The 12,706-nt window shown below is 38.6% G+C and carries 12 protein-coding genes; 5 read left to right on the top strand and 7 right to left on the bottom strand.

Annotation, left to right across the window (positions count from 1 at the left end):
* Positions 1-79 precede the first annotated feature (79 nt).
* From K6969_RS05640 to K6969_RS05625, 4 genes are all read left to right on the top strand, one after another.
* The gene (locus K6969_RS05640) at positions 80-1,201 is read left to right on the top strand and encodes an IS110 family transposase (RefSeq protein ID WP_321537345.1); all 1,122 of its coding nucleotides are present in this window, start codon (positions 80-82) and stop codon (positions 1,199-1,201) included.
* 593 nt (positions 1,202-1,794) lie between these two features.
* Complete coding sequence (locus K6969_RS05635; protein ID WP_029174005.1) at positions 1,795-2,484, top strand: phosphopantothenate--cysteine ligase; 690 nt, start codon at positions 1,795-1,797, stop codon at positions 2,482-2,484.
* A 1-nt stretch (position 2,485) separates the two neighbouring features.
* Positions 2,486-3,034, top strand: a complete 549-nt coding sequence (gene coaC, locus K6969_RS05630; protein ID WP_029174004.1) for a phosphopantothenoylcysteine decarboxylase — start codon at positions 2,486-2,488, stop codon at positions 3,032-3,034.
* Positions 3,021-3,590, top strand: coding sequence for an ECF transporter S component (locus K6969_RS05625; protein ID WP_044760524.1), 570 nt, complete (start codon positions 3,021-3,023; stop codon positions 3,588-3,590). The genes coaC and K6969_RS05625 overlap by 14 nt, the downstream gene beginning before the upstream one ends.
* A 272-nt stretch (positions 3,591-3,862) precedes the next feature.
* Here the strand turns inward: K6969_RS05625 and K6969_RS05620 are convergent, their stop codons facing one another.
* Positions 3,863-5,026 (bottom strand): IS30 family transposase, encoded by a 1,164-nt coding sequence (locus tag K6969_RS05620; protein WP_321537413.1) that lies wholly within the window; start codon positions 5,024-5,026, stop codon positions 3,863-3,865.
* Between the two features lie 215 nt (positions 5,027-5,241).
* On the opposite strand from K6969_RS05620, the gene K6969_RS05615 reads away from it, so the two are divergent.
* Positions 5,242-6,960: a phospho-sugar mutase gene (locus K6969_RS05615; protein WP_029173694.1), complete on the top strand. Its 1,719-nt coding sequence runs from the start codon at positions 5,242-5,244 to the stop codon at positions 6,958-6,960.
* Between the two features lie 104 nt (positions 6,961-7,064).
* Here K6969_RS05615 and K6969_RS05610 read toward each other — a convergent pair whose 3' ends face one another.
* The 6 genes from K6969_RS05610 to K6969_RS05585 form a co-directional block, all read right to left on the bottom strand.
* Positions 7,065-8,441, bottom strand: coding sequence for an IS1182 family transposase (locus K6969_RS05610; RefSeq protein WP_105142655.1), 1,377 nt, complete (start codon positions 8,439-8,441; stop codon positions 7,065-7,067).
* Positions 8,442-8,759: 318 nt separating this feature from the next.
* Positions 8,760-9,215: a GNAT family N-acetyltransferase gene (locus tag K6969_RS05605; RefSeq protein WP_029945645.1), complete on the bottom strand. Its 456-nt coding sequence runs from the start codon at positions 9,213-9,215 to the stop codon at positions 8,760-8,762.
* 13 nt (positions 9,216-9,228) lie between these two features.
* Positions 9,229-9,729, bottom strand: coding sequence for a GNAT family N-acetyltransferase (locus K6969_RS05600; protein WP_321537479.1), 501 nt, complete (start codon positions 9,727-9,729; stop codon positions 9,229-9,231).
* Between the two features lie 133 nt (positions 9,730-9,862).
* On the bottom strand, positions 9,863-11,680 hold the full coding sequence (locus K6969_RS05595) for a recombinase family protein (protein WP_171942884.1): 1,818 nt from the start codon (positions 11,678-11,680) through the stop codon (positions 9,863-9,865).
* 53 nt (positions 11,681-11,733) lie between these two features.
* Positions 11,734-11,823, bottom strand: a complete 90-nt coding sequence (locus K6969_RS05590) for a hypothetical protein (protein WP_306341207.1) — start codon at positions 11,821-11,823, stop codon at positions 11,734-11,736.
* 361 nt (positions 11,824-12,184) lie between these two features.
* The gene (locus K6969_RS05585; RefSeq protein ID WP_000878635.1) at positions 12,185-12,589 is read right to left on the bottom strand and encodes a sigma-70 family RNA polymerase sigma factor; all 405 of its coding nucleotides are present in this window, start codon (positions 12,587-12,589) and stop codon (positions 12,185-12,187) included.
* Positions 12,590-12,706: the final 117 nt, after the last annotated feature.

Raw genomic sequence — 12,706 nt, 5'->3', positions numbered from 1 at the left:
TCGTGGATTTACCTGTACACTAGAATAAAAAAACAATCAACTTCTAACAGGAATTACCACACTCAATTGGAGGTCTTATATGTTTCATTTTACCACACTTTTCATCGGAATGGATGTTCACAAAGAAAGTTTTTCACTCTGCTATTATGATATGATGACCAATCAATTCAAACATAGCACTAAAGTTAGTCCAAATGTTAGCTATATTGTGAACTATGTGAATGAGCTTCGTCGTTTATATGGTCAAGATGCAGAAGTGTTATGTGGCTACGAAGCTGGATGCCTCGGATTTACCCTATATCACCAGCTACAAGCTCACGGGATTCCCTGTATCGTGATGGCACCTACAACGGTAATGAAGGAAGGATCTAAGCGTGTTAAGACTGATAAGAAAGATGCGGCTCAGCTCGCAAAAGCTCTGGCCTTTCGTAGCTATCAGCCTGTTCATATTCCTACTGCTGAGGATGAACAAGTCAAAGAATATATCCGTATGAGAACAGACCACAAAGTGGCTCTGAAGAAAATCAAACAACAAATTCTTGCCTTCTGTCTCCGACATGATTTTCGCTATACCGAGGGAAGCAGTAATTGGACACAGAAACATGTTCGCTGGCTCCGTTCCCTAAAACCTGAGGGACTTTACGCAGAGATTTTGACAGAATATCTATTGACCTATGAGAAATTAGTAGATCAAATAGAACGGTATGATGCACGAATTGAGCAACTGGGTCAAAGCGACAGTTATCAAGAGAAGGTCTCACGGCTTTCTTGCTTTATTGGCATTAAAACACTAACTGCTCTTTCCATTGTGACAGAAATCGGTGATTTTAATCGCTTTGCGACAGCTCAACATTTTGCTTCTTATCTTGGGCTAACTCCTAGCGAAAATTCTAGCGGCGACAAGGAGAGAAGAGGTGCTATCACCAAAGCTGGGAATAGCCATGTGAGACGACTTCTGATAGAAGCTGCACAATCATTGGCTAAGGGGACGATTGGGTATAAATCCAAAGAATTGAAAAGGAGACAAAGTGGAAACCGAGTGGAGGTGATTGCTTATGCGGATAAGGCTAATGAACGCTTAAGAAGACGTTATCGCACACTTGTTCTAGGAAAAAATAAGAAACAAAATGTTGCTAAAACAGCTATTGCACGAGAATTGTCTGGTTTTATTTGGGGGATGATGACAGGAAGAATAGCTTGAAGTTAGCGCTTGTTTTCATGTACACTTTTGACCATTAAGTTTTATCATCGCAGAGCGATGAGGAATCCCTATTTCTATCCAAAATCACTGGGTGAATTTGGACAGAAATAAGGATTGAAATCATGTTTGAATGGAAAGTATCTTGAAGGAGTTTAGGACTTCAAGGTTTGAGTCATCTACGAAACGACTAAGTGGCACAATTGTGATCCACGCTTATAGAGAGTAGGACTCGCGGCAGAACCATTGACCTGTAGGTAACCAATCCACGAATATCAGAGTGGCCAATGCCCGAAGCTAAGAACTAGGCTCTTTCTAGATACTTTTCATTTTTTAATCAGTTCGATTGTTTTTACTTGACAAAGGGCTTTACATATCAGTCTTTTAGTTTACTTTTAGTACGAGGCAATGAGCCGCAGGCATAACTGAAGTTAGGCAAGGCGAGTTAACGAAGTAATAAAAAAAAACTAAATGACGATAATACAGGCCCTTATATTTTTTTGTATTAGCAGCATCATTTTCCAGTGTCACAGATTGATTAGCAAATCGATTAGTGCAAACTTTACGAAAAATAGAAATTCTAGTAAAATATGAACATGAAACTATTGATTACATCAGGCGGAACAAGCGAAGCTATCGATCAAGTCCGCGCTATTACAAACCATGCTTCTGGAAATCTTGGAAAAATCATTGCCGAACAAGCCTTGAAACGCGGTCATGAAGTTACTCTTGTAACTACAAGACAGGCTGTTAAACCAGATTCTCAGAAGAATTTAACCATTATCGAAATCACAAATGTTGATAGTTTGAAAGAAACATTAGAACCTTTAGTCAAATCACACCAGGCTCTGATTCATAGCATGGCTGTATCCGATTATACACCTGTTTATATGGCTGGTTTAGATGAACTAAGAGCAACTGAAGATATCTCTAGTCTACTAAAAAAACAGAATACAGAAAGTAAGATTTCATCCAAGGATGACTACCAAGTTCTTTTCTTGAAAAAAACTCCCAAGGTCATTTCCTATGTAAAAAAATGGAATCCAGCTATCACACTCTTTGGCTTCAAGCTCTTGGTTGATGTATCCAAGGAAGAACTGCTGAGCGTAGCTCGGGAAAGTCTTGTCCAGAACAAGGCTGACTACATCTTGGCCAATGACCTGGTCCAGATTGGGCCAAACCAGCACCGTGCCTACCTGGTGTCCACAGACGATGCAGTCAGCGCCAATACCAAGGAAGAAATTGCAGAGCTTCTACTCAAAACTGTGCAGAAAGAAGGAAAGTAAAATGGCAAAGATTACACTTGCAGTATCTGGCTCCATATCTGCCTACAAAGCAGCTGACCTAACTAGCCAATTGACCAAGCTCGGTCATCAGGTTACAGTCCTCATGAGTCGCTCTGCTATGGACTTCATCACACCTTTGACTCTCCAATCCTTGGCAAAAAATCTGGTTCACACAGATGTCATGATTGAAGAAAATCCTACTCTTATCAAGCATATCGATATTGCCAAAGAAACAGACGTATTTTTAGTTGCCCCTGCTTCTGCCAATACGATAGCTAAATTAGCTAATGGTATGGCTGACAACATTATTACGGCAACAGCTCTGGCTCTGCCAATTGGTACTAAAAAACTGCTGGCACCTGCTATGAATACTAACATGTACCTTAATCCTGCTACCCAGAAAAATCTCAAAACCCTCATAGAGTATGGTTTTGAGGAAATCAAACCGCGTGAAGCCCTGCTTGCTTGTGGAGATTTTGGAACTGGGGCCTTGGCTGAGGTAACTGATATTTTAGAGAAAGTGAGTAACACCCTTGATGAAAAAAAATAAATCAACTCAAATTGCTACAATTGCAATCTTCTTTGCTGTCATGATTATCATCAATATATTGAGTTCAATTATTTTTAATATATTGCCTGTTCCAATAAAACCCACCATCGTACATATCCCAGTCATTATTGCTTCTATTATATACGGGCCACGTGTTGGGGCTTGTTTGGGGGCTCTCATGGGCTTAATGAGTATGACCCATAATACTATTATCTTACTACCAACCAGCTATCTTTTCTCCCCATTTGTTGAAAATGGTAATGTTTATTCAATCATCATTGCAGTTGTCCCACGTATATTAGTCGGGATTACACCTTATTTCGTCTACAAATGGATAAAAAATCGTAAAGGATTATTTATTGCTGGTGCAATTGGTTCAATGACCAATACTATTTTTGTACTTGGAGGTATTTTCTTCCTCTTCTCCTCTGTCTTTGATGGTAATATTCAAGCAATGTTAGCAACCGTTTTAGGTACCAATTCAATTGCAGAAATGATCATTTCTTCTGTATTAACTGCAGCGCTTGTTCCAACTTTACAGAAAATTCAAAAATAAAGGTAAATTCTCAAAGTAAGTTCTAGTTCCCGTCCTTCCAGAAGTTACTTTGAGAAAACTGCATAACATCAACAGAATTTAGTCTCAGACTAAGTTCTGTTTTTGACTAAAAATGTTGATAATAGTGAGTTTTAGGGTTGAAAATGTTGAAAAAAAGAGTACACTAAAGTTACTGGCTCTGAGACGTCTCAAAGTAAGTTCTAGCTATCTGGAATTTTGGATGGGACAAGTTCCTTTCTATTTTGAAATTATTTTTTGATAAAAACTAACGATTATTTATCCAATAATCGAGGTGATTGGATGACGTTCTCAGGGTCAATTTTAGAGATTCCCAAAAGTGTTGCCAATTCCTCACCGTAGGTAAATGTAAAGAGTTCATAGGCGGATTTTCCGTTGAAAGAAGCTCGTCTGACGCTGTTGACATGCGAACAAACCAGGTTGATGTCCTCCTGTGTCAAGTTATCAAACGAACTTCCTTTAGGAAGAATATCTCTGATAAGTGTGTGATTCTTCTCAATTCTCCCTTTCTGGTCAGAACGATTTGGGTCACAGAAGAATAGCTTAGATTCTCCACGAACATCCATTTCGATATCGTCCACTCTAGCGAATTCACCGCCATTATCGGTCAGAATGACAGGGAATAGTTCGCAGAAGTCCATCTCTTTCTGATGCAGGTCATTCTTGATAGCGTAGAGATGTTTAGCGACCTCATTAGCTGTTTTATTATCAAGTAATCGAGCGAAGATAAAGTTACAGAAGGAGAGGTTAAAGGTGAGAAGTACCTTTCCACCGATCCGTCCAGTAACGGTGTCCATTTCCAGCCAATAGCTGATTCCTTTCTCTATGAGAAAGCGTTGGAAGTCCTCGTAAGACCGTCCATCTTTGGCAGTTTTAGGAATGGGTTGTAGGTTTCTGGTTCTCCGCTTTCTGAATTTCACGACACGGGGGAAATCAATGGGCTTTGTGGACAGATAGCCTTTTTCAAGGTATCTGTAGATAGAAGCTCTGGATGCCGAAAGTTCGTTTGAGGCGATGATGTGGTTGAGGTGTTGGCCCTTTTGGATGGCAGCAGAAACAATCTCATCCATGCGATAGAATTCTTCCTTGTTTAGTGCAACACCCGTTCTCGAGTCTGAGAGCTTAGTTTCATAATCAAGCTGAGCTCTTTTTGCGTAGTAGAACTGTTTCTGGTATCCGCAGTTGCTTCTCTTTTTCGGACAGGCATTACAAACGTAGGGAGCCTTTTTGAGTAAAGGGCAAGAATCACAATTGGATGTCACAGAATTTTCTTTAGCCACTCGATTTCTCCGAACTTCTTTTGAGATTGTAGAAGGATCTTTACCTAACTTAGCTGCTATAGCTAAGAAGGGCTTAAGTTGTTCAATTCCTATTTGAATATCGTTGCGATCAGAGAGGGTTAAGTGTTTGTTTTTCATTTAGCCTTTTTGTCAGTTACCAACTTGTCCCATAGTAAGTTCTACCTTATTTCTTTGTCTCAGTCTAATTTCCAGTTTTTAAGACAGACTAGAACTTACTTTGGGAATTTAGCATTCAAAAATAAATATCAGAAAATCATGTGAAAGCGTGATTTTTCTTTTCAAACATGGTATAATGAAAGCGTTTAATAGAAAAATTTTTAAGGAGATATGCGATGACTTATCAAGAAACCTATCAAACATGGCTCGACTTTGCGGACCTTCCAGATTACTTGCGTGAAGAATTAGTCGCAATGGATGAAAAAACAAAAGAAGATGCCTTCTATACAAATCTTGAATTTGGTACAGCTGGTATGCGTGGCTATATTGGCGCTGGTACCAACCGCATCAACGTATTCGTAGTCCGTCAAGCTACTGAAGGTTTGGCAAAATTGGTAGAATCAAAAGGTGAAGAAGCTAAAAAACGTGGTGTTGCCATCGCTTACGATTCACGTCACTTCTCGCCAGAATTTGCTTTTGAATCAGCTCAAGTTTTGGCAGCGCATGGTATCAAATCTTATGTGTTTGAAAGCCTTCGTCCAACTCCTGAGTTGTCATTCGCTGTGCGCCATTACAATGCCATCGCAGGTATCATGGTGACTGCCAGCCACAACCCGAAAGAATTCAACGGCTACAAGGTTTACGGTGAAGACGGCGGACAAATGCCACCAGCTGATGCAGATGCATTGACCAACTTCATCCGTGCCATCGACAATCCATTTGCTGTTGAATTGGCTGACCTTGAAGCAAGTAAGGAAAATGGTTTGATTACGGTTCTTGGCGAAGAAACTGACGTTAAATATCTTGAAGAACTCAAAGACCTCAACATCAACCCTGAATTGATTGCTGAATACGGTAAGGACATGAAGATTGTCTATACACCGCTTCATGGTACTGGTGAAATGTTGGCTCGCCGTGCTCTTGCACAAGCTGGTTTTGAATCTGTTCAAGTTGTTGAAGCACAGGCGACTGCTGACCCAGACTTCTCTACTGTCGCTTCACCAAACCCAGAAAGCCAAGCTGCATTTGCCCTTGCAGAAGAATTGGGCCGTGAAGTCGGGGCAGATGTCCTTCTTGCAACTGACCCTGACGCTGACCGTGTTGGTGTTGAAGTTCGTCAAGCTGACGGTTCATACTGGAACCTTTCTGGTAACCAAATCGGCGCTATCATTGCTAAGTACATCCTTGAAGCCCACAAACAAGCGGGCACACTTCCAGCAAACGCTGCCCTAGCTAAGTCAATCGTTTCAACTGAGTTGGTAACTAAGATTGCTGAAAGCTATGGCGCTACCATGTTCAACGTCTTGACTGGTTTCAAATTCATCGCTGAGAAAATCCAAGAGTTCGAAGAAAAACACAACCATACTTACATGTTTGGTTTCGAAGAAAGCTTTGGCTATTTGATTAAGCCATTTGTACGTGACAAGGATGCTATCCAGGCTGTGCTTATGGTTGCTGAAATTGCTGCCTACTACCGTTCACGTGGCATGACCTTGGCTGACGGTATCGATGAAATCTTCAAAGAATATGGCTACTTCGCTGAGAAAACAATCTCTGTCACTCTTTCTGGTAAAGACGGTGCGGAACAAATCAAGGCAATCATGGCCAAATTCCGCGATAACTCACCAGCACAATTTAACGCAACTGACATCGCAATCTTTGAAGACTTTGCCCTTCAAACTAAGACAGACAAAGATGGAAATGTTGAAAAACTCACTACTCCTCCATCAGATGTCTTGAAATACACCCTGGCAGATGATTCTTGGTTTGCTGTTCGTCCTTCAGGAACAGAACCAAAAATCAAATTCTACATTGCAACAGTCGGTGAAGCCCTTGCTGAAGCAGAAGAAAAAATCGCCAACATCGAAAAAGAAATCAACGAATTTGTTGGGTAAATATTTGAAACCAAAAAGAGTCGCTTTCGCGGCTCTTTCAGATTGCAGACAAACATCGTTTTGGTGTTTGTCTTTTTTACTGTTTTTAGAGAAAAATGGCTGTTTTAATGCTGAAACCACCCCATCTGGACAAAATAAAAAGGCCTTCTTGCCATCCTTTTAACTAGTTTTTTGAGATTTAAGCACGCCAAAGTCAGTCCAATCTTATCCTCCATTTTGGACTTGCCTTTTTCCCTCGTGTAGCGCAGATTATGGTATTCCTTGGCTGTGCCAAATAGCCGTTCAATCGTCTCTTTCCGATGTTGATAGAGTTCCTTCATCCCTCTTTGGTGACGAATATCCTCGCACTGTTCCAAATACTCCTTCCAAATATGCCGCGTGACAACTTTTTGATGGTTCTTACTGGTCGTACATACAGATAATAGGGGACAGTTGGCACAAATTGCTGGATCACTTTTGTATTCTCGGTAGCCTTCTCGGGTAGTCGTGCGATAGGTCAAGGCCTGATGTTCAGGACACAGGACACAATCGAAGTGTTCGTCATAGACAAAATCTTTAGGACGAAGTTGACCCTTCTTCCCACGGGGACGGGTGTAGGGAAGGACAGGAGTGATTTCCTTATCAATTAGAAACTTGGCAATACTGGGAGTTTTATAGCCCGAATCTGCAATGATATACTCTGGTTTCAAGGGTTCAAGCTTGGCAAAAAGTGCAGGAAAAGCCTGGCTGTCATGGATATTGCCAGCCTCAACACTATAAGCAAGTGCCCAGCCATACTTATCACAGGCAACTTGGGCAGAATAAGCGAAAACTTCCTTATGATCACCTTTGTGGAACCAGCCACTTTCTGGGTCGGTAGTGGATAGTTTCTGGTTTTTAACCTCTCTTTTTTCGACGGGCTTTAGTGGCTTTTTTCCGTGCTTTACCCGATCTTGATTAATTTCGATTTCCAGCTGTTCACTCATGAATTTGGCCTGCTTTTCCACCTCTTGGTTGATAAACTTACGATTATTAGCCGCAGCCTTAATATGAGTTCCGTCTATGAAAATCTCCGTCGGGTCAATTAGGCCTGCATTGATACACAGCCCAAGAATATGCGTGAAAATGGACTCAATCAAACCTTTCTCTTGAAAGCGACGGGAATAATTTTTGCCGTATGTCGTGAAGTGAGGCACCTTGTCATCTAGGGTTAAACCAAGAAACCAGCGATAGGCAGTATTCACTTCAATATCCTTGATGGTCTGACGCATGGAACGAATACCATAAAAGCACTGAATCAGAGGAATTTTAACTAACATGACAGGGTCAAGACTAGGACGACCATTATCAGACGAATAGGTATCTTCTACTAGATCATAAATGAAGTCGAAGTCAATCACAACTTCCACTTGGCGCAGGAAATGATCTGCAGGCACAAGCTGGTCAAGGGTATAGAAACCGTACTGATTGCGGTTATAGTCAGGTTTTTCTTTGTGTAGCATAGGAGAACCTCATAAGTCCTTTTTCTTATATTATACTCCTAAATACGAAGAAAAGCCCTTAGAAAATCAATTCTAAGGACTTTGTCTTCAGTCTGAAAGAGTCGCTTTCGCGGCTCTTTTTTGCTTCTAATCTATCGTTTGTATCTATTAATAGGACGATATTCTATAGATGAATGAATTTCTTTTAGACAAAGAACTGAAGTGAGAGACACTTATGTAGAATACGAAAATCCGAAAGTGACGATAAATCAAAACCAATTCAAATGACAATAATTTTCAGCTCTAAAGTTACATACTAGGCGTTCAATCATTGCTACTTCACTTTCTCAATATATGCACGGTAACTGAGAACTCTTCATTTCCTGGCATTTGTCCACTTTCTGTTTTTACTATTTCAAAACCAAATTTTTGATAAAAATTAAGTGCTGGGGTATTTCCAGTTAATACTTCAATTGAAATAGGTTCATGCATCTTTTTGAGAACAACATTCACTAACCTCGTTCCAATCCCAAGCCGACTATATTCCCTATCTACATATAACCATGCTAGTTCATCATCTGTAAATGCAACAAAACCAACTACAAATCCTTCCATCTCTGCCACAAGAATCTGGTAATCAAACAACCCTTCCCTATCAGCAGCAATACTAAGCGGAATAAATGCTTCTGATAAGTTAGCTAAATCCAATTCTTCTTGACGTGCAGGGTCATGAATTTGGCAAAGCCTTTCAAAGTCTTCTTGAAGATACTGTCTAATATTAATCTCTTTTGACATTATTCATCCTTCCTTACAAATTTGTCCATGACATAAACAATTCTACTTCCTGAGTATCTTCATCTATGTTCTCTGAAATAATCGAAAATCCTTCTCTCAGGTAAAATGAAATTGCTTTTTGGTTTTTTTGATATACATTTAACTGAAGCGTTGGATGAATTGCTTTTACAAAATTAAGCAACTCCCTACCAAAACCATTACTACGCAAATCTTTAGAAACAAAAATTCCTGCTAGATATGTTCCTTGCATTCCAATGAATCCAACAATTCTTTCTTCAATAACATAAACATAAATCTCTGCATCTAATAGCTGAGATGTTACAAAGTCAATTTTTGATTCCCAATACTCAGCTGGAATAAATGCATGGGGCTCAACATTGCCAGTCAACCAAAGTTGAACAATTGTTTCAATATCTTCATTTTGAAATTTTCTAATCATACCTTTACCATCCAATCTGTTCCATTCTATTAATAATAAATAGTTTTTGCAAGCAGTAACATTAATTTTGCACATTAATTAACATATTCTAAAAATTTTAGGTGGATAAATGGAAATAGAAACTGATAATTTCTAGCTATCACCTCTACTCATTCCAAAAATTTTCTCACTCTGATACTTCCCCACCATAAAGCAAAAAGCCAAGCAATCAAGGCTTTTTAAGATGCTTTCGTTCAAAGGTTTCTAGACTTTTACGAGCAGAGCAACACACTCGACGTGTGTAGTCTGTTCCTTGAGAATACAATTTTTTATCCTCGTCACTGTTTTGAGGACACAATTTATCTGTTTCTAGTTTAGCATTTTTACGTTTACTTTTAAATTGTTTACCATCCTTGTTTTGAGTTTCACCTGTTTTGAATATTATGGTTAACATTGCAGGATCAATTTCTCCGTCGCTATTAACTCCACCTACAATAATTTTCTCAACAATACTTTCAAAAACTGCACGATCAAACTCCGTAAGCATTTTCTGTGAAGATAGCAAGTGCTTAAACTCAGTTAGTCTTTTCTTTACATCGATTTCTGATTTTAAGGTTGTTTCAATATTTACCTTCTCTTCTGCTAGAAACTCTTTTTCTGAGGAAATTTCATTGTACTTTTCATTGTATATGGTATCGCTAATTTTCCCTTCGAGCCTTAGATTTACAAGATTTTCCTCTTTTTTTAGTAATGTTCGAAGTTTGTTTGTAATCCTTTTTAGTTCCTTATTAAGGCTATTGTCATTCAATTCAGATTCAATCGTTTCAAGTAAGTCTGTCATTAAGTTTTCATTTGAATGATAAAGTTTTCTGTAAGCTTCCATGAAAGCCCCCTCAATAGCGAGCTCTTCTAATCCTTTACTATGCTTACAAAATTTCTTTCCTTTCTTTATCGATGTAACACAGTGCCACACAACCTTGCGATAATCTGAACGGCAGTGCCAACTTCTTCTAGATAATATTGAACCACAAAAACCACATTCTAACATGCTACTAAAAGCATACATTTTTGAATAGCGTTCACGCTTGCCATTTACATTTGCAGCAGTCTTCTTATTTCCTGCTCGACGAAGTCTTATCTCCTGAGCTTTCTCAAAGTCTTCTTTAGATATTATAGGTTCATGATTATCTTTGATGTAGTACTTATCTTCTTCACCAAAATTACTTAAACGTCTCTTGCTTATTGGATCCACTGTAAAAGTTTTGCCCATTAGAATATCGCCTTTATATTTTTCATTCTTTATGATTCCTAAGACTGTTGTATCATTCCAATGATCTAATCCTCTCGGCGATTTGTAACCTAGTTCATCAAGTTCCCTTGCAATTACTTTTCCTCCAATACCTTCTAAGTACCTTTCAAAGATATAGCGAACTATTTTGGCTTCTTTTTTATTGATTGAAAGTTGCTTGGTTTCTACATCATAGTCATACCCCAAGCATCCTTGAAACCCTATCAATTCACCACGTTGCATCTTCATTTTTAATCCTTTTTTCACATGAGCAGATGTATTTTCTACTTCTTGCTGTGCAACGGAGCTTAGAATAGTCAAAAGCAATTCTCCATCCATTGTTAGGGTATCTATATTTTCTTCCTCAAAATATACTCCAATTTGCATATCTTTTAACATTCTGACATATTTCAAAGTATCTAGGGTATTCCTGGCAAATCTAGCAATTGCCTTTGTGACAATGTAATCTATTTCTCCATTTACACAATCATTTATTAATCGTTGAAAATCTTGTCTCTTTCCTACTTGTGTTCCTGAAATCCCCTCATCTGCATAGATACCTGCCAGTTCCCAATCCGACCGCTGAGAGATATAATCTTTATAATGTCTCACCTGAGATTCATAGCTGTTCTTCTGATCTTCGCTATCAGAACTAACTCGGCAATAAGCAGCAACCCTTTTTGACTCTCTTTCGAAATTGTCGCCTCTACGACGAACTAAAGAATCAGCTTTTATTATTTCAACATTATTTTTTTTCATACTGAAATTCCTCCTTTTGATTCTATATTACCGCGTTCAAATCAAAAGGTCAGCTAATTTGTGTACTTAATGCGCAGTCTATTTTTAATTTTTTCATATTCCTTTTTAGTCAACATATTTCTGGAATATAAAAAATTAAGCATTGAAAGTTGCATACTATATTTTACTACTGATTGTTCCAAAACTTACCCTCCTGATAACATGTTACTCTTAGTTATTCTCTGTGGGTATGACTGGTTATATCAATCATGGGAATTTCACCCGCTGTCCTTTTACGTTGGCAGCCTGAACGGTCAGAAGTATCATTATCATTATTTGTGTCATGGCAGATAGGTCACCATCCTATTTTTGAATAAATGATTTCCGCTCATTTCCTGGCGCATTACATTCTATTGCTCAACAAATAAATAAAGTCCCACCTAGAATTATTCAATTGTCAAAGGGCAAAAAGAGACTAAAAATTCCTCTCACTATAAAGAGTGAATTTTTTAGTCTCCTGTTTCCTTATTTTTCAAAAAATTTTCGTAGGTTGTCCAAAATTGTATTTCTCATCCGAAATAGACTAGTCGCAGACATCTCATGCTCTATTGCTACTTCTCTGATGGTATGCTCTCTAAAATACAGAGCATCAATGATTTTAAACTCTTTATCAGATAAGGTTAATAAAGCCTCATTTAGTTGCTCAATAAGGAGCTTGTTTTCTATAAAACGTTCAACATCAACAGTTGTATCAGGCAGTACATTTGCTAGCAGTAACCCATCTACTTCAAATGATGAAAAAGGTAATACTCCAAATTTCCTATCTTTTCTATTCAGATACTTCTCGTGATTGACCAATTGCCAGTAGCTTTTATAAACCGTTTCTGTTACGGGGATTTTACTACCTCTAACGTGAATATAATATTTCATTTCAGCCTCCGTTTATGATTTTTTCTTAGTCATAAAAGGAGGGCTCCTTATCTCAACCATAGCTATTTCTCACTTTTATCAAATCAAGGAGTTCTCCTCACTATAAGAGTGAAAATA

The organism is Streptococcus suis, from assembly GCF_019856455.1.
GTDB lineage: Bacteria > Bacillota > Bacilli > Lactobacillales > Streptococcaceae > Streptococcus > Streptococcus suis_AE.
The sequence above is the reverse complement of the archived record's forward strand: the minus strand, read 5'-3'. Positions and strand labels throughout refer to the sequence as shown.